16 protein-coding genes are annotated in these 17227 nt (G+C 59.1%); 7 read left to right on the top strand and 9 right to left on the bottom strand.

Features of this window, described 5'->3' with window-relative positions:
* Positions 1–14: 14 nt before the first annotated feature.
* The 3 genes from HX801_RS28175 to HX801_RS28165 form a co-directional block, all read right to left on the bottom strand.
* Positions 15–878 (bottom strand): DNA/RNA non-specific endonuclease, encoded by an 864-nt coding sequence (locus HX801_RS28175; protein WP_003207938.1) that lies wholly within the window; start codon positions 876–878, stop codon positions 15–17.
* 155 nt (positions 879–1033) lie between these two features.
* The gene (locus tag HX801_RS28170) at positions 1034–1753 is read right to left on the bottom strand and encodes a tRNA (adenine(22)-N(1))-methyltransferase TrmK (protein WP_177023165.1); all 720 of its coding nucleotides are present in this window, start codon (positions 1751–1753) and stop codon (positions 1034–1036) included.
* Positions 1754–1831: 78 nt separating this feature from the next.
* Positions 1832–2740, bottom strand: coding sequence for a bifunctional oligoribonuclease/PAP phosphatase NrnA (locus tag HX801_RS28165; protein WP_102368488.1), 909 nt, complete (start codon positions 2738–2740; stop codon positions 1832–1834).
* A 101-nt stretch (positions 2741–2841) separates the two neighbouring features.
* On the opposite strand from HX801_RS28165, the gene HX801_RS28160 reads away from it, so the two are divergent.
* From HX801_RS28160 to HX801_RS28135, 6 genes are all read left to right on the top strand, one after another.
* Positions 2842–3348 carry a GNAT family N-acetyltransferase gene (locus HX801_RS28160; RefSeq protein WP_102605056.1) on the top strand — a complete coding sequence of 169 codons (507 nt, stop codon included), beginning with the start codon at positions 2842–2844 and terminating at the stop codon, positions 3346–3348.
* A gap of 86 nt (positions 3349–3434) precedes the next feature.
* Positions 3435–4325: a bestrophin family protein gene (locus tag HX801_RS28155; protein WP_008433288.1), complete on the top strand. Its 891-nt coding sequence runs from the start codon at positions 3435–3437 to the stop codon at positions 4323–4325.
* A 128-nt stretch (positions 4326–4453) separates the two neighbouring features.
* Complete coding sequence (gene proP, locus HX801_RS28150) at positions 4454–5956, top strand: glycine betaine/L-proline transporter ProP (protein WP_003207926.1); 1503 nt, start codon at positions 4454–4456, stop codon at positions 5954–5956.
* Positions 5957–6079: 123 nt separating this feature from the next.
* Positions 6080–6508 carry a DUF2231 domain-containing protein gene (locus tag HX801_RS28145; protein WP_003207924.1) on the top strand — a complete coding sequence of 143 codons (429 nt, stop codon included), beginning with the start codon at positions 6080–6082 and terminating at the stop codon, positions 6506–6508.
* Positions 6505–7797 (top strand): sorbosone dehydrogenase family protein, encoded by a 1293-nt coding sequence (locus HX801_RS28140; protein ID WP_177023146.1) that lies wholly within the window; start codon positions 6505–6507, stop codon positions 7795–7797. The genes HX801_RS28145 and HX801_RS28140 overlap by 4 nt, the downstream gene beginning before the upstream one ends.
* 82 nt (positions 7798–7879) lie before the next feature.
* Complete coding sequence (locus HX801_RS28135) at positions 7880–8176, top strand: DUF3144 domain-containing protein (RefSeq protein ID WP_003207921.1); 297 nt, start codon at positions 7880–7882, stop codon at positions 8174–8176.
* Between the two features lie 44 nt (positions 8177–8220).
* Here the strand turns inward: HX801_RS28135 and HX801_RS28130 are convergent, their stop codons facing one another.
* From HX801_RS28130 to HX801_RS28110, 5 genes are all read right to left on the bottom strand, one after another.
* Positions 8221–10044: an ABC transporter ATP-binding protein gene (locus HX801_RS28130; protein ID WP_003207919.1), complete on the bottom strand. Its 1824-nt coding sequence runs from the start codon at positions 10042–10044 to the stop codon at positions 8221–8223.
* 11 nt (positions 10045–10055) lie between these two features.
* On the bottom strand, positions 10056–11561 hold the full coding sequence (gene argH, locus HX801_RS28125) for an argininosuccinate lyase (protein WP_023659030.1): 1506 nt from the start codon (positions 11559–11561) through the stop codon (positions 10056–10058).
* 5 nt (positions 11562–11566) lie between these two features.
* Positions 11567–13147 carry an ABC transporter substrate-binding protein gene (locus tag HX801_RS28120; RefSeq protein ID WP_177023145.1) on the bottom strand — a complete coding sequence of 527 codons (1581 nt, stop codon included), beginning with the start codon at positions 13145–13147 and terminating at the stop codon, positions 11567–11569.
* Positions 13148–13209: 62 nt separating this feature from the next.
* Positions 13210–14073 carry an ABC transporter permease gene (locus HX801_RS28115; RefSeq protein WP_008433279.1) on the bottom strand — a complete coding sequence of 288 codons (864 nt, stop codon included), beginning with the start codon at positions 14071–14073 and terminating at the stop codon, positions 13210–13212.
* Between the two features lie 7 nt (positions 14074–14080).
* Positions 14081–15001, bottom strand: coding sequence for an ABC transporter permease (locus tag HX801_RS28110; protein ID WP_003207915.1), 921 nt, complete (start codon positions 14999–15001; stop codon positions 14081–14083).
* A 196-nt stretch (positions 15002–15197) separates the two neighbouring features.
* Here HX801_RS28110 and HX801_RS28105 point away from each other — a divergent pair, with 196 nt between their 5' ends.
* Positions 15198–16121: a LysR substrate-binding domain-containing protein gene (locus HX801_RS28105; RefSeq protein WP_087692926.1), complete on the top strand. Its 924-nt coding sequence runs from the start codon at positions 15198–15200 to the stop codon at positions 16119–16121.
* A gap of 7 nt (positions 16122–16128) precedes the next feature.
* Here the strand turns inward: HX801_RS28105 and HX801_RS28100 are convergent, their stop codons facing one another.
* Positions 16129–17121, bottom strand: coding sequence for an MBL fold metallo-hydrolase (locus tag HX801_RS28100; RefSeq protein ID WP_003207912.1), 993 nt, complete (start codon positions 17119–17121; stop codon positions 16129–16131).
* Positions 17122–17227 lie beyond the last annotated feature (106 nt).

Here is a 17227-nt window from a genome sequence, read left to right as displayed (position 1 = left end):
CCGGTTTCAGGCCGTCAAGTACGCCCGACTGACCCCGTCACCGGCAAATTCCCGAGCAACTTGAGCCCGGTGGTTTTCACAAACGTCGCGTAGTCCATCGGCTTCTCGATACGGGTTTCAGCGTTGGGCAGTACATACGCCCAGGCGCGCTTGGACGACACGTCGTAAACCAGCTTGAACAGGCGGGTCGGCACCCAGACCTTGTTGTCGCCAATGGTGCTGTAGCCCGGGTCAAACAACGGCCCGGTGAACACGAACACATTGCCGTCGGCGCGCTTGGCAAACTTGCGCACGTCCGCCTCGACCTTGCTCCAGATCTTGCGGTTGTTGGTCGGGTCTTGCGGGACCATGTTCGACAGCGCAAAGGACTGGGCCATGGCGTTGGTGCTCGGCGCATCCGCCGCCGGGGATTGATGGCCACGGTCCACGGCCGGGTGTTGGCCACGGTAGTCGCTCAACTCGGCGCGCGCGCCTTTGGGAATACGCGGGTCGGGGTAGAACTGGTTGGTGCGTTCTTCGCCTTTGGCATCCTTCAACTGGCCGGCATTCAGGCGTTCGACCACCACCAGCGGGGTCTTGCTGGTTTGCGAGTACAGCACCGCGAAATTATCGGAACACAGCGCCAGGGGTTTCATGGTGGCCGGCACGGTGGCCGTGTTGATCGGTTGTGCGGCCGGGAACAGGTCGGCGCAACTGTCGAACGATGGCTTTTTCTGTTGGCTTGAATACAGACCCAGGGCCGCGCCCTGACTGATGGAGCCCGAGCGAGAGGTATGGGATTGAGGCGGTGTGATGAGGTCCAGCAGGCCACGGGCTTGCGCCCCGGTGGAGAGCAAAACAAGGGCCGACAGCCCAACTGCAATTTTGCGTAGGTGCATGGGTTAAATCTTCAAATGGTAGGGAGGAAAAACGTAAGGCGAGGCCCGATTTACAGGGTCATATGGAGGCAGTGGCTGATCACTTTGCGGCGAGCATTCTGTCATTGTCCTTGATCAAAAATACCAATGCGGAGCCGGCCGGCTCCGTGCGGGGCTTATTGACCATCACTATTCACATTAGTGCTGAGCAGCGCGGTAATCCACCGCGCCTGCTGGGCGACCTCTTGCACCTTGTCCTCGGGCACCGCTTGCCGCGCCTGGGCGAAGTCGCTCAGGGTCTGCTGTTTGTGGCGCAGGATGCGCTGCCACTTGAGCAGGAATTCCGGGCTGCGGGCCTGCATTTGCAGCGGGCCGAAGTACAGTTCTTCGGCGGTATAGGTCACAGGCCCGGCGTGCTCGGCAACGATGATTTCGTAGAAGAATCGGTTCTCCCGCAGCAGCTCTTCGCACACGATGCGGTAGCCGTTCTCCATCAGCCATTGGCGCAACGGTTGCTCGCCGCCGTTGGGCTGCAGCAGCAGGCGCTCCCGGCCGTTGAGGCGCGCCTTGTCGCTGTCGAGGATGTCGCGGATGGTCTCGCCGCCCATGCCGCAAATGCTGATCGCGGTGATCCCGTCTCCCGGCTCGATCGCCGCCAGGCCACTGGCCAGGCGTACGGTGATGTGTTGCTCCAGCTCGTTCTCGCGCACCGTGCGCTCGGCTGCGCGAAACGGCGTCAGGGCCACCTCGCCCGCCACCGCCGCCACGATGGCGCCGCGGCGCATCAATGCCACCGGCAGGTAGGCGTGGTCGGAGCCGATATCCGCCAGGCGCGCCCCGGCGGGGACGTGCGTCGCCACGCGCTCAAGGCGCATGGACAATGTGTGTTCGTTCAACTGCCGTTCCTTTTCGGTAATACCCTGGCCATTGTATTGCGGGTTCATCAAAGAGGAACGTCACTTTGGTGAGCGCCGTCAATCAGTGGCCGCCAGCCTCACCAGTTCCTTGCGCAACAGCGAACGATCCAGCACCGCCATCCCAGCCTGCCAGTCGATGGAAAGCAACTGGCTCAGTTTTTCCTGGCTGACCTTGGGCTCAGCCAGGAAATAGCTTCTGCACTCGCGGATACTGATGAGATTCACCAGCCAGTCCTCCCCCTGCGCCGCCAGCCAATCAGCGATGGTCGAGCGATGCTTTCGGATCAGCGCACCGGCATCCCACACCGTCATCTGCGCAAAAACCTGCGGCAGGTTGCTGTCGGCTTTCAGCCACTTCAGGTCACCCGCCAACGCGCCTGCAAGGTCTGACTCGATAGTGGCCTGGCACTCGGAGAAATACCGCTCAGGCCAGTCTGCCGCGAGTTTCGCCAGCAGCGCGAGGGTTTCATAAGCCCGAACATCCGCCGCGGTGGTCAACTGCCCGGTAAAATTCAGGGTATTGTCCAGGATTGCCGTGGCCAGCAGCGCGGCACTGTGCTCACTGATCAGCGGTAACAAACCGGCCGCTTCCCAACGCAGGAAAACCTGCGTCGCTGCTGCACCGATCAAACGGATGTCTGCGGCACTTCCCAGCCTCTGCGCCCAATAGGTTTCAAACCCCGGGTGATGGTCAATCACCTCCACCACCTGATCGAGCACGACCACCGGGTCGAAGTGGTGGAAGTCCGAGATATCCACCATCACAAACTCATCGCCGGGCCCGGGCCGGTAGTCATCCAGTGATGATAGCCAGCCGAGCACGGTCCTGGAGATGCTGGCATTCAGTGGAGCACTGCTGACGGCACGCGCCTCGATTCCCTGACGATTCAACAACTCGGCATACGCAATGCAGCAGGCGTATGCATCGATGTCCAGATACGCCGAGCCGGAGGTGACTACCCTCATCGGAAAAACTCCATGATTTCATATTTTTGGCAGGCAAATTTCACACGCCTTTATGACGAAAACATGACTAAATGGACAGAACAACCCTGGAGATTCGAGCAATGACGTCATTTCGCGTTCGCGAGCTGAGCAGTACGGACACTGAAGCATTGCTGGCCTTCGAAGCCCGTAACCGTGACTGGTTCGAGTCGCATATCGAGGCGCGCGACCCATCGTTTTACTCGGTGCAGGGCGTCGCCGAGCATATTGACGGTTATCTATCAGGCCTGGCCACCGGCACATGGCACCCGTTCGTGATCGAAGACGCCAACGGCGAAATCGTCGGTCGCGCCAACCTGAAAAGCATCGACTCGCCAAAGGGCTCTGCCGAAGTCGGCTACCGCGTGGGTGAGCGCTCGTGCGGGCAAGGGCTGGCAACCCTGGCGCTGAACCATCTGATCCGCGAGGCACAGGCGCGCTGGGCACTGACCCAACTGGTGGCGTACGTGTACCCCGAGAATGTGGGCTCACAAAAAGTCCTGACCCGCTGCGGTTTCGTGCCCGACCAGCCCGCACCGGACGGCAAGCCCCAGGGCGAAAACCGCTTTGTCCTGACATTCCAGGCCTGAAGACCCGGCCCCCCGGCGAACCTTTACCCGGTAAACACCGTCCGAGCTAGGGCATTGATGCTTACCGCTCGCCGCGAGGTTTCCGTTTGAAAGCTGCCATCATCAAAAAATACCGCCTGATCATCAAGACCATGGGCTATGTAGGCTGGGCGCTGTTCTGGCTGCTGCTCTGGGATATCGCCGTCACCGTGGACTTCATGCTGTTCCTCAACAGCAAGATCAACCTGCCGCTGATGCCGCTTACCCTGCTCGGCTCGGCGCTGGTGGTGCTGATCAGTTTCCGCAACAGCAGCGCCTACAACCGCTGGTGGGAGGCACGCACGTTGTGGGGCGCGATGGTCAACAATTCCCGCAGCTTCGCCCGGCAAGTGCTGACGCTGCTGGATGACCCGGACAATGAGGTCAACCCGATAAAGGCGACCTTGCTGCGCCGTCACGTGGCGTATGTGAACTGCCTGGCGGCGCACTTGCGGGGCCAGCCTTGCCCGGAAGAAATCCGCGCCTTCCTGCCGGCCAACGAGTTCGCCCGCAGCACCAGTACCAATAACTTTTCCAACGACATCATCAACGGCTCCGCAGCCCTGCTGGCCCAGGAATACAAGGCCGGGCGCCTGGACAGCATTCGCCTGGCGCGGCTGGAGTCGACCCTGGTGGATTTGTCCAACAGCCAGGGCGGCATGGAGCGCATCGCCAATACGCCGCTGCCCTACCCTTACGTGTATTTCCCACGGCTGTTCATCTCGCTGTTCTGCCTGATCGTGCCGGTGGGCCTGGTGGAATCCCTGGGCTGGTTCACCCCGCTGGCGTCCACGGTGGTGGGCTTCATGCTGCTGGCCATCGAACGCATCGGCACCGATTTGCAAAGCCCGTTCCGCGACAGCGAGCACCAGATCCAGATGGAAGCCCTTTGCGAAACCATCGAGAAAAACCTGCAGTCGATGCAGCGTGATTCCCTGGGGGGCGAGCGGATCAGTTAATCCTTGCCGGGCCGTTAACAAAAAAATCCAGCCAGTGGTGAATTATTCAGTGTCCGCATGTATCTGACCCATTAAGCGCATGCCACCAAAACAGTGGCATCGAAATGGACCTGCGGCTGAGTATTCCCATGAAATCACGCAAGAAAACCGTCAATCCGATTGGATTGGATGACATCACCATCGTCGACGACGCCAAGATGCGCAAGGCGATCACCGCCGCTGCGCTGGGCAATGCCATGGAGTGGTTCGACTTCGGGGTGTATGGCTTTGTCGCCTATGTGCTGGGCAAGGTGTTCTTCCCCGAAGCGTCTCCCAGCGTACAGATGATCGCGGCCCTGGCGACCTTCTCGGTGCCGTTCCTGATTCGCCCGCTGGGCGGCCTGTTCTTTGGCCGGCTGGGGGACAAATACGGCCGGCAAAAGGTCCTGGCGGCGACCATCGTGATCATGTCCCTGAGCACCTTCGCCATCGGGCTGATCCCCTCCTATGACTCGATCGGCATCTGGGCGCCGATCCTGTTGCTGCTGGCCAAGATGGCCCAGGGTTTCTCGGTGGGCGGTGAGTACACCGGTGCCTCGATCTTCGTCGCCGAATACGCCCCGGACCGCAAGCGCGGCTTCCTCGGCAGTTGGCTGGACTTCGGCTCCATCGCCGGCTTCGTGCTCGGCGCGGGCGTGGTGGTGCTGATTTCGGCGGTAATCGGCGAAGACGCCTTCCAGTCCTGGGGCTGGCGCCTGCCGTTCTTCCTCGCCCTGCCGCTGGGCATGATCGGGCTGTACTTGCGTCATGCCCTGGAAGAAACACCGGCCTTTCAACAGCACGTGGAGCAACTCGAACAAGGTGACCGCGAAGGCCTGGCGGGCGGCCCGAAAGTCTCGTTCAAGGAAGTCGCCACCAAGCACTGGCGCAGCCTGATGACCTGTGTCGGCGTGGTGGTGGTGACCAACGTCACGTACTACATGCTGCTCACCTACATGCCGAGCTACCTGTCGCACAACCTGCACTACAGCGAAAACCACGGCGTGTTGATCATCATCGCGATCATGGTCGGCATGTTGTTCGTGCAGCCGATGATTGGCTTTGTCAGCGACAAGATCGGGCGCAAACCCTTCATTCTGTTCGGCAGCATCGCGCTGTTCTTCCTCGCCATTCCGGCGTTCATGCTGATCAACAGCGGCAAGCTCGGGCTGATTTTCTCGGGGCTGCTGATCATTGCGGTGGTGCTCAACTTCTTTATCGGCGTGATGGCGTCCACCCTGCCGGCGATGTTCCCTACCCACATCCGCTACAGCGCGCTCGCCAGCGCCTTCAACATCTCGATCCTGATTGCCGGCCTCACGCCAACCGCCATGGCCTGGCTGGTGGAGACCACCAACAACCTGTACATGCCGGCCTATTACCTGATGGTGTTCGCCGTGCTGGGGCTTTTCACCGCCCTGACCATGAAGGAAACCGCCAACAAACCCCTGCGCGGCGCGGCACCGGCGGCGTCGGATATCGAGGAAGCCAAGGAGCTGCTGCAGGAGCACGAAGACAATATCGAGCAGAAGATCGAAGATATCGACGCGCAAATCGCCGAGCTGGAAGCCAAGCGTGAAAACCTGGTGCAGCAACATCCACGCATCAACTGACGCAACATATTTGGAAACGAATAGCGGGTGAACTAACGCGCAAGCAGCACGCTCCTTCCTTAAGCGCAGTCAGCGCGGCCCTGATGAGCCTCATCAGGGCCGCTCAACGATAAGGAGCCGCCCGTGACCGACACCACCACCCTCACCTACCGCTGCACGCCTGGTCCGCTTCACGCGACCTTGCTGGCCGGTACCGTCCCGCTGTTTCTCGGCGCCCTGCTGAGCGACATTGCCTACTACCAGACCTACCAGATCCAATGGAGCAACTTCGCCGCCTGGCTGATCGCCGGCGCCCTGCTGTTCTGCGGGCTGGCGGGGTTGTTTGCACTGGTCAACCTGCTGCGTGCCGACCGCAAGGCCGGGCGCCCCACGGTGTACTTCCTGCTGTTGCTGGTGACCTGGGCGCTGGGCCTGGTAAATGCCTTTGAACATGCGAAGGATGCCTGGGCCGTGATGCCTTCGGGCCTGGTGCTGTCTGCCGTCGTGACCCTGCTGGCCTGCGTGACCACGTGGGTCGGGCTGACCAACCTGCGCTCGGGAGGTGCCCAATGAAGCCTTCCAGCACGCTGACCGTTTTAAGCATGGCGATGTTGTTGAGCGCCTGCGGTGGCGAAGCCGACAGCACTCAGGCTCGTGGCCCCGACCCCAAGCTGCCGGAACCCCAGCGCGGCCTGTTGCCCAGCATGAAGATCGCCGAACCGGTGGCCTGGGACGAGCAGAAACCTACGGTGCCCGAGGGTTTCAGCATCACGGCCATCGCCACCGACCTGCGGATCCCGCGCCAGACCCTGGTGCTGCCCAACGGCGACATTCTCGTCGCCGAAGGCCGGGGCGGCAGCGCAGCGAAACTCAAGCCCAAGGATGTGATCGCCAGCGTGATCAAGGCCGAGGGCAACACCAAGGTCAAGGGCGGCAATCGCCTGACCCTGCTGCGCGATGCCGACGGTGACGGCACCTACGAGTTGAAAACCGTATTCGCCGAAAACCTCAACGCGCCCTACGGCCTGGCCTTTGCCGACGGCAAGCTGTACGTGGCGAACCAGGATGCGCTGGTGCGCTTCGACTACGCAGACGGCCAGACCAAGGCCGGTGGCCCGCCCACCACCGTCACCGAGCTGCCCGCCGCGATCAATCACCACTGGACCAAATCCCTGGCGATCAGCCCCGACGGCCGCTCGCTGTATGTGGGCATCGGGTCCAACAGCAACATCACCGAACGCGGCATGGAGGTCGAGATCGACCGGGCGATGGTCTGGCAGATCGACGCCGCCACCGGTGCCCACAAGCCTTATGCAACCGGCTTGCGCAACCCGACGGCATTGACCATTCAACCGGGCTCCGGGCAGGTGTGGGCGGTGGTCAACGAGCGGGATGAACTGGGGCCGGACCTGGTGCCGGATTACCTGACCTCGGTGCGCGAAGGCGAATTCTACGGCTGGCCCTACAGTTATTGGGGCCAGAACGTCGACACCCGCGCCCAACCGCAGAACCCGGCCAAGGTCGCCGCCGCGATCAAGCCGGATTACAGCCTGGGTTCCCACGTCGCCGCGCTGGGCGTCGATTTTTCCATCCCGGCCATGGGCGAGAAATATGCCGACGGCGTCTTCGTCGGCGAGCACGGCAGCTGGAACCGGGACAATCCGGTGGGCTACAAGGTGATCTTCGTGCCGTTCAGCAATGGCCGGCCTGCCGGTGAGCCGCTGGACTTCGCCACGGGTTTCCGCGGGGACGATGGCAAGACTCGCGGGCGGCCGGTGGGGGTCACGGTTGATCCGAAGGGTGCGCTGATCATTGCCGATGACCTGGCCAACACGGTGTGGAGGGTGACGCGCAATAAATAAGGCCTGAAGCGGCCGATGTGGTTGCCTTCCTGTGGAGCGCGGCGGTACCTTCGCCGCACTCACGAACAGGAAGGTAACCGCAATGCCAGACACCACCGACAACGGCTTCTATGATCGCGCGGACGCGCACATCGAGCTGTCCAACGAGCAGTTCAGGGCGTTCGCCGACCTGGGCAAAGTCAGCGCCTCGATGATGTTCGGCACCACACGCTTCAATGCCTGGGTCAGCGCACGCAGCTTTAAATCCGGCGAAGAAATGGCCCAGGCGCGTGAGGCGATGCTGAAGTATTTCTGTGATCAGTACCGGATGATGCTTGAGGATAATCTTGATGATCACATCAACAATTTCAGCAAGTACATGCTCGTTAAGGGCAGTTGAACCCGCCCGCACAGGGCGGTGTGTCGACCTGTGATACCCGGCGCTCAAATTGCAACGAAGTGGCCCGCGGCGACCTCGCGGTAACTGATCGGCGGAGCCTTGTAGCCCACCTCGTAAATCCTGCTGGGCACGCTCTCCTCCATCAGGCTGAACGGCTTTCTGGGCACGTTCAGGTCCGCCGAGGGCACCGCGCTCAGCAACCTTTGGGTGTAAGGGTGCTGAGGCTGCTCGAACACTGACTGGCGTGGCCCGATCTCAACGATGCGTCCGTGGTACATCACCCCGACCCGGTGGCTGACCCGCTCGACCACCGCCAGGTCATGGGAAATAAACAGGAATGAAATGCCCATCTCGCGCTGCAGGTCCTGCAGGAGATTAATCACCTGGGCTTGAATGGACACGTCCAGCGCCGAGACGGCTTCATCGGCGATGATCAGCTTCGGAGACAGAGTCAGCGCCCGCGCGATGCAGATCCGCTGTCGCTGCCCACCCGAGAACTCGTGCGGATAGCGTTGTGCATGCTCCGCCGACAGCCCCACCTTCTCCAGCAATATTCGCACCTGCTTTCGTGCTTGCGCGCCATGTGCAATGCCATGAACATGCAGCGGCTCCAGCAGGCTGTTCTCGATCGTGAGACGCGGGTTCAGGGATGCATAGGGATCCTGGAAGACCATCTGGATATCGCGGCGCAGCGAGTTCATATCGCTCTTGTTCAACGTCGTAAGGTTCTTGCCACCGAAAACGATATTCCCGCCCTGTATCGGCATCAGCCCGGCAATCGCACGAGCGCTGGTGGATTTCCCGCACCCGGACTCGCCCACCAGGGCCAGCGTTTCACCTGAGTAGATATCAAAGTCGATGCCTTCGACGGCATGCACACGGCGCCGGACCTTCCCGAGGAGACCACCTTTGAGGTCGTACCGAATGGACAACGACTCGACTCTGAGCACCGGCGGACTCTGGTAGTCCGGGGCCACGCCAGGCGCAGGTTCTGCACCCGCTGCGACGTCATCATCGATCAAGGCAAATTTTGCGGGAAGTTGAGTGCCACGCATTGAGCCGATTTTTGGAACAGCCGCCAGCAATGCCCGGGTGTAGGGCTGCTTGGGCTCCTGCAGCACTGCCCTTGCCGGACCTTGCTCAACGGTCTCGCCTTTCTTCATCACCATCACATGGTCTGCGACTTCCGCCACCACGCCCATATCGTGGGTGATAAAGATCACACCCATGGCCAGGCTATCTTGCAGCTCCTTGATAATCCGCAGGATCTGCGCCTGCACCGTCACATCCAACGCTGTGGTCGGCTCGTCGGCGATCAGCAGTGTGGGCTCGCAGACCAGCGACATCGCAATCATGATCCGTTGGCGCATGCCGCCGGAAAGCTCATGGGGAAACCGGTTCATGACCTGCTTCGCATCCGGAATACGCACCAGGTCCAGCATGCGTAATGCCTGGGCTTCGGCTTGCGCACGGCTGCACCGCTGATGCAGCAAGATGCCTTCGATGAGTTGCGCGCTGATCTTGAAGACCGGATTCAGCGAAGTCATGGGCTCCTGAAAGATCATCGACATGGACGAGCCCCGCAGTGTGCGCATGACAGACTCGGGCGCCGCCACCAGGTCGACAATCTGGTTATTCCTGGTTTGCAGCTCCATCGAGCCCGAAAGCACCCGTCCGCCGGCGCGCTTGATCAGGCCCATCATCGCCATTGAGGTGACGGATTTGCCGGAGCCGGACTCACCCACGATCGCCAGCGTCTGACCGCGCATCACCTCGAAGGACACATCGCGCACCACCGGCGTCTCGCGCCCTCTGGTGCCGAAGCCGACACTCAGGTTTTTCACCCGGGCTACCAAATTCTCGTTCATGGGGCGCTCCTTTAATCGACGATCGCCGAGATGGCCGCGTCAAGGTCGGCACGGGATTGATCGACCTTGCGCCGGCTCTGCGCAACCCACTCACGGTCCTGCTCCAGTTCGTTCTGGGCGATCGACAATAATCGCCGGACCTCGTCCGGGCCGACGCCGCCCGCGGAAGTGCGGGTCTCGACAAAACGGCGCGGGTTCAAAGCATCGCGGACCTGGGCATCCGAGTAGCCCAGGGTTGAGCCGACAGTTTCCACGCTGGCTTGATCCAGTGCGGCGCCGGTCACCCCGGCAGGAGCCACGCCCTCGTACAGGCAGTTACGCACCAGGCGGGCCACGATGTGGTGGACCTGGCGGAAAGAGATGCCCCGGTCCCGAACGATCACATCGGCGAGGTTGCTGGCGGTGCACCAACTCCCGGAGAGCAGGGCTGTCATCCGGTCCTCATGCACCACCAGGGTTTCAATGATGCCGGTAAACAGGTCCAACATGCCTTCGGTGGTGGCCAGCGCATCATGGATCAACGGCAGGTCGCGCATCGCCTGGTCGCCGGTGCCTTCGGACCGGAAAGTGGCCAGGGCCGTGCTGAGCCAGGTCACCGATCCACCTGCAGCTTTCTTGATGGTTTCCAAGCCGCTGGGGTTTTTCTTCTGCGGGAAAATACTGCTGGTGCCGCAATAGCCGTCGTGGCTTTCCACCGTTCCAAATTCGACGCTCGACCAGATATGCAGGTCGGTTGCCAGGTCGTTCAGGTCGGCCATGACAAAGGACAATGCGCCAATCGTCTCTGCTGCGTACCATGCTTCGCGGCCCAGCTTGGAGTTTTCTACCAGGCTGTCGAACCCCAACAGGTGCGTGGTGCGCCCACGGTCCAGCGGCCAGGACGTGCCGGCCAGGCCGACGGCACCAAGGGGGTTGCGATTGACCCGGGTGTAAGCGTGCATCAAGCGGCTGAAGCTGTCGTGCAGCCTCGACGTAAAACTCAAAAGGTAGTGGCCGAACACCCAGGGCTGGGCATGCTGCATATGGGTGTAGCCGGGCATGATGGTGCCCGAATGCGTGGAGGCCTTCTGAATCAACGCCACCTGGAACTCATTGATACGGTCCAGCACCGCCAGGATGCGCTTGCGGTCGTACAGGCGGCGTACCGTTGCCCCTTGGTCTATCCGGCTGCGGCCGGTGTGCATCTGCCCGGCCGAGTCTTCGCCGATCCGGGAGAAAAGGTACGATTCAACCTGAAGCAGGAAGCTGCCTTTCTTTACATCAAACGGGAAGTCGGCGGGAACCATGTCCCGAATCAACCGCAGCTCCGCGAGGATGGCTTGCCCGACCGACACAGAAAGAATCTGCTGTTCAACCAGCATCACGGTGTGCGCCAGGTCCACTTCGACAAACTCGTGAAACTGACGTTTCTCGGTCTCAAGTGCCGGAATATCATGGTACTTGACCATGCGTTCAGCGGGAGGAGCACTCAGGCGAGCGTCGGTTAACAGTGTTTCGTTGGCATGTAAATTCGACATTTAAATCACCGCTCAATAAGTTCTACATTCGTCAAATCGATGGTCCCTTCATAATCGACATCCAGGCCATTCAACGCTTTACGCACACCAATTATTTGCTCCTGGTCAAACAGCGGCAGATTGTCCGGGTCTTGTTCCCATAGAATCTGCTGAATCTGGCCGTAATAGGACATGCGTGTTTTTTCATCCAGTTCACGCGAGGCCAACTGAAGTAATTTGTCTACCTGAGGGTTGCTGTAACCCGTGAGATTCTGCGGGTCGCCGCTGGACAACTTTCGACGCAAACGAATATCCGCGTCAGATATGCCCGTTCCCAGTAACCACATGTTTGCGTCATTGCTACCTTTGCCCGTGCCCTTGCCCGGCTCGGGGCGATACAAGTTCTTTTGATACGTTGCCCATTCCCATACCTTAAACTCGGTCTTCAGCCCCACGGCGTTAAGATAGCCTTGGACAACTTCCGAGACCTGGCGATCTTTGGTATAGCGTCCCGCCGGGGTCCATATAACTACGGTGCCTGGATAACCGCCTGGATATACCTCGTTAATTATTTTTCTTGCCGCATCAGGGTCGTACTTCACCGGAGGGAATTCACGTCGGGCTTGCGTACCCTCCGGAAATGGGCCAGTGGGTACTTTTCCATATCCCAACAACACTTTGTCGACCAATGCCTGGCGATCAATCGCCATACTCACCGCCCTCCGTATGCGCGGGTCATCAAAGGGCGGTTTGGTCAGGTTCATTTCAAAGAACACCTGGAATGTGCTGGGTACCCGCAGCAAGGTGGATTTATTCAGTTCCTTTAATTCAATAGCCGCCTCGGGCGATAAATTTGCCGCGATATCCGCATTGTTCGTTCGCAGCTCTATGACTCGGGAAGAATCTTCCCTGACCGGACGGAACACGATGGTTTCCGGTTTTGCCGTTGTTCCATAAAAAGCGTTGTTCTTATGAATAACGGCCTGGTCGTTGGGTATCCAACTATCAAATACGTAGGGCCCGGTACCGACGGGATGGTGCCCATAAGCCCGTCCATATTTAACGACAGCGGCCGGACTGCTGATTGACGAAGATTCTTTTGCCAGTAACTCCAACATTGTGGGTGACGGATTTTTTGTGGTGATGCGTAACTCATTCGGCGCTAGCGCATCCACCGAAGCTATATCCGCATAGTAGGACCGGTGCGGAGAACCGAGCTTGGGGTTCATGATTCGGTCCAGGTTAAACTTCACCGCTGCAGCATCAAACGCCGTGCCGTCATGAAAGGTAATTCCCGGTTTCAGGATAAAAATCCATTGCCGTCCATCCTCGGACCTTGACCATGACTGCGCCAAATCAGCTACAAACGTGTTATGCCCGTGACCGTCCCATGCGACCAACCGATTAAACAGGTGATTAATCACGTTATAGGAAGGCACACTGCGCGAAATCGCTGGGTCCAGGGTATCGATATCAGCGCCTTGAACGAATGTCAGCTTCTTCAGGTCTTTGGCGTTGGCAACAAACGATAGGCCCGCCGACAGTCCAAGGATGCCGACAACAGCGAAACTCCATATCAATACTTCCAGGCAATTCAGACGCCGCATAATCTTTCTCGCTTGATAATTCTGGTGGACACACAGGGCGTGTTTAACCGCGCCGAACTCATTTATGCGTTACGTGATTTCGGGTCGATATAGTCTCGCAACGCATCCCCCACAATGTTGAAACTCAATATGGTCAAAACCAGTGCAAATCCGGGCGCAATCAATACGTAGGGATGGGTGGTCAATAACGGCCGCGACTCGGCAATCATCGAGCCCCACTCCGGGGTGGGCGGCGGCGGGCCAAGCCCCAGAAAGCTGAGCCCGGAACCAATGAGGATTGCTTCAGCCAGCGAGACGGTGGCCTGGATAATGACCAGCGAACCGATATTCGGCAGGATATGTATCAGCAGCAGCCGCAGATCGCTGACGCCAATCGACTTGGAGGCCAATACAAACTCGCGGTTTCTCAATGCCATGACCGGCCCGGCAAAGAAACGCACGTAAATCGGGATCGTTGAAATGGCGATGGCCAGTGTCAGGCTTACTATGCTGTTGCCCGCCACCGTGATGACCAGAATGGCAACCAGTGTCCGGGGAAATGCAATCATCGAGTCCATGACCCGCATCACCACCCCGGCGATGGCGCCGTTGTAATAGCCACACGCCGCACCTAAAGCGATGCCAATGACCATCGCAATGCTGACACTTGAAACTGCGACGGTGAGCGTAATTCGTGCCCCCCACACGACTCGACCCAACAAGTCACGGCCCAATTGGTCCGTGCCGAGCCAGGAACTTGCACCGGGCTCGACAAGGGACGTTGATAAGTTGATCTTGGTGACCGAATCCCAATCAAACAACAAAGGGGCAGCTATCGCCGCAGCAACCATCACCAGGATCACGATCAATGAAGCAAACGCGAACCAGCGCTTATTGGAAATAAGGAAACTGACAAAGCCCAACCGATATTTTTTCGGAAGTTTCATATCGGCCTCAGTTGTAAGTGACGCGAGGGTCGAGGACGCCATAAACCAAATCCACCATTAAGTTGATAATTACCACCACCGCGGCAAACACAAGAACTGTGCCTTGGACGACATAAATATCCCGAGCCATGATTGCATCAATCAAGAGCCGCCCCATTCCCGGCCAGGCAAATACTGTCTCGACAATAACCGCGCCACCCAGTAACCGGCCGAAGTCCATACCGAATACTGTCACCAATGGAATGGCCGCATTGGAAAGTGCATGCTTGAGTACTACCTTGTAACTCGGTACACCTTTCGCATAGGCAGTACGAATATAATCTTCCCTCAGCACATCCATCATGGTGGATCGGGCCAGCCGTGAAAAAGTTGCAACATACGGCAAACCAAGTGTCAAGGCCGGTAATATCAGGTGTTGCAGCCCGCCTCTGCCGGTCGGCGGCAACCATCCGAGGTTGGCTGAAAAGATCAGCATCAATATCAGTCCCAGAAAGAAGCCAGGCATTGATATGCCCAGAACTGCAACGGTGGTCAGCGAACTATCAAGGAAGCCTCTGGGCTTCAAAGCGGCCGCAATACCGAGGGGAACGCCAATGATGACGGCAAGCAACATTCCGGCAGCGGTCAGTTCAATCGTGGCGGGAAGAGTTCTGGCTATACCTTCGAGCACGGGCGTGAATGTCTGGAATGACTCGCCAAAATCACCCACGACAACTTTCCTGACATAAATAAGGTATTGATTGATTAGCGGCTTATCCAATCCGTAGTTTTGCCTTATTTGCGCAACATCTTCCGCTGTTGCATCCGGACCTGCTGCCAGCTGCGCAGGATCTCCCGGAATAAAGTGCATGACCAGGAAGACCACAATGGAGACTCCCAGCAGCATCGGAAGCAGAAGTAACAACCTGCGGACGGTATAATTCAGCACGCGCTATCCTCTTTTTTATTTTTACTTAAGCGGCACCCGATATTAATAACGGGAACTGCTTTTCTTTGGTAAAACCACGCAACTAAATCATCGCGCCGTTACATGCTTATAGCAAACCGGTAACAGGTTGGACGCACATAACAAAATGTTATACGCTCGCAAAAATGCGCCCTCCAACATTCGATCGAGAGCCACAATGAAACTCAATCCTCGCCAATTGGAAGCTTTCAGGGCGGTCATGCTCACCGGAAGCATGACTATCGCCGCCGAGGCACTTCAGGTCAGTCAACCGGCCATCAGCCGGCTCATCCGCGACCTCGAAATTGTCCTTTCCCTTCGACTGTTTCGCCGTGAAGGCAATCGCCTCATTCCCGGGGCGGAAGCACAGGTGTTGTACGCGGAGGTGGACAAGTTTTATCAAGGCATAGAACGCATCGAGCGGGTTGCAGAGGACCTTGTGACGCTGCGCACCGGCACATTGAGGATCAGTTCAATGAGCACGCTGGGGCTCAGTGTGGTGGCTGAGGGGGTATGCCGATTCGCGCGAAAGCACCCCGAGGTCAGAACCTCGTTGGATGTGCGCAACTCGGTGGGCATCCTGGAACTGACGTCTGCCAACCAGATCGATATTGGTTTTGTGCAGATTCCTTCAGGGGAATATCCCGGGATCCAGGTGATCAACCTGCCACCCATCAGCGCGGTGTGCGTGATGCCGGCCAACGATATGTTGGCCACCAAAGACGTGGTGACCCTGGAGGATTTGCACGGGCGACGCCTGATTACCCTGAACGCCAACAATCCTTTGCAGCGACGCATCACATCAGCCATGGAGGCTCGGGGTGTTGCAGGCGTCTCCAGCGTTGAAACCACCGCCGCGCACTCCGCCTGCGGAATGGTGTCCGGGGGGCTCGGCATCACCGTGTGTGATCCATTCACCGCCTCCTACTCGAAATACCCGGGCCTTACGTTCAGACCGCTGGACCAGGACATACCCTTCGAGGTTTCGATGGTATTTCCGGGTCACCAGCAGCGCTCCAAGCTCGCCTCGGATTTCATGCAGGTCATGGAAGGTATCTTCAGGTCGGAGTTTATTTCCATGATTCCCCGTGAAGCGTACTAATCGCGAGTCACTTCAGTTCGGTTGAGTAATTCAGCGGCACCCATTGCCACGCGGCGCCCTGACCACGCAAATGCCCCAGGCCGGGAAACGAGAGGTGCGCCGCGCCGACCAGCGCGCCCTCTTTCGCAGCCAGGCTGAACACGGTCTCGCGGGCAGTGGTGGCGGCTTTCTTGTCCGTATCAAACTCGATAGTCACCGACGGGTCGGCAAACTGCACGGCACCGGCGTGGATCAGATCACCGGCGACAATCATCTTCTGGCCTTTGCTCTCAACCAGGTAGCTGGTGTGCCCCAGGGTATGGCCATAGCTGGACAGCGCCTTGAACCCCGGCAGGATCTCCCCGCTGCCCTGGAAAGGCTGGAACTTTCCAAGCGCGATATACGGGTTCAAGGAAGCCATTGCACCCTTCGCGAACTCGGGTACGAAGCTGTTGGCGTCGGCCGAGGCAGGCTCCAGCCTCGCCGGCGAGAGCCAGTAATCGGCGTCACGCTTGTCGGCGTGTACCGTGGCGTTCGGAAACACCATCACCCCTTCGGCAACCAGCCCACCCACGTGGTCCGGGTGCATGTGCGTGAGAAGGATGTCATCGACCTGCTCCGGCTTGTAGCCGGCTGCCTGCAGGTTGGCCGCGAGCTTGCCCAGGGTCGGCCCGAAGAGCGCACCAGCGCCGGTATCGATCAGGATGAGCCGAGTGCCGGTATTGACGAGATACGCGTTCGTCGAGGTCTCGGTGGGCACCCCGAGGAACGCCTTGCGCAGTGCGGTAGTGGTCTTGGCAGCCGGCTCATTCAGCAATTTGTCGAACGGTGCATCGATGGTGCCGTCACTCAGCGCGGTGACCTCGAAATCTCCAAGCATCGTGCGATAGTAACCAGGGGCCTGGGTTTTGACTTGGGGCGCGGCGGCAACTGCCACCGCCGGTGCCGCGATGGCTCCCAGTGCCAGGGCAGCAGCAAGGGCCGTGTAATTCAACACGCGGGTAAATGTCAGCTTGGTCATGGTGCAGCTCTCCAGTTGGAATCGGCGGCATCCTATTCAAGCGTTTTTTATAGTTGAAATCGAAACTCCGCATGCCAGGTATGTGTGGCGTAGATACCTGCCAGGG

The sequence above is a fragment of the Pseudomonas sp. G1002 genome (assembly GCF_013385455.1).
GTDB lineage: Bacteria > Pseudomonadota > Gammaproteobacteria > Pseudomonadales > Pseudomonadaceae > Aquipseudomonas.
The sequence above is the reverse complement of the archived record's forward strand: the minus strand, read 5'-3'. Positions and strand labels throughout refer to the sequence as shown.

Bases quoted from the DNA above. Each gene is read 5' to 3' on its own strand.
- HX801_RS28175 (WP_003207938.1), bottom strand. From the start codon at position 878: ATGCACCTACGCAAAATTGCAGTTGGGCTGTCGGCCCTTGTTTTGCTC.
- HX801_RS28165 (WP_102368488.1), bottom strand. From the start codon at position 2,740: ATGAGGGTAGTCACCTCCGGCTCGGCGTATCTGGACATCGATGCATAC.
- HX801_RS28160 (WP_102605056.1), top strand. From the start codon at position 2,842: ATGACGTCATTTCGCGTTCGCGAGCTGAGCAGTACGGACACTGAAGCA.
- proP (WP_003207926.1), top strand. From the start codon at position 4,454: ATGAAATCACGCAAGAAAACCGTCAATCCGATTGGATTGGATGACATC.
- HX801_RS28140 (WP_177023146.1), top strand. From the start codon at position 6,505: ATGAAGCCTTCCAGCACGCTGACCGTTTTAAGCATGGCGATGTTGTTG.
- HX801_RS28135 (WP_003207921.1), top strand. From the start codon at position 7,880: ATGCCAGACACCACCGACAACGGCTTCTATGATCGCGCGGACGCGCAC.
- HX801_RS28130 (WP_003207919.1), bottom strand. From the start codon at position 10,044: ATGAACGAGAATTTGGTAGCCCGGGTGAAAAACCTGAGTGTCGGCTTC.
- argH (WP_023659030.1), bottom strand. From the start codon at position 11,561: ATGTCGAATTTACATGCCAACGAAACACTGTTAACCGACGCTCGCCTG.
- HX801_RS28120 (WP_177023145.1), bottom strand. From the start codon at position 13,147: ATGCGGCGTCTGAATTGCCTGGAAGTATTGATATGGAGTTTCGCTGTT.
- HX801_RS28115 (WP_008433279.1), bottom strand. From the start codon at position 14,073: ATGAAACTTCCGAAAAAATATCGGTTGGGCTTTGTCAGTTTCCTTATT.
- HX801_RS28105 (WP_087692926.1), top strand. From the start codon at position 15,198: ATGAAACTCAATCCTCGCCAATTGGAAGCTTTCAGGGCGGTCATGCTC.
- HX801_RS28100 (WP_003207912.1), bottom strand. From the start codon at position 17,121: ATGACCAAGCTGACATTTACCCGCGTGTTGAATTACACGGCCCTTGCT.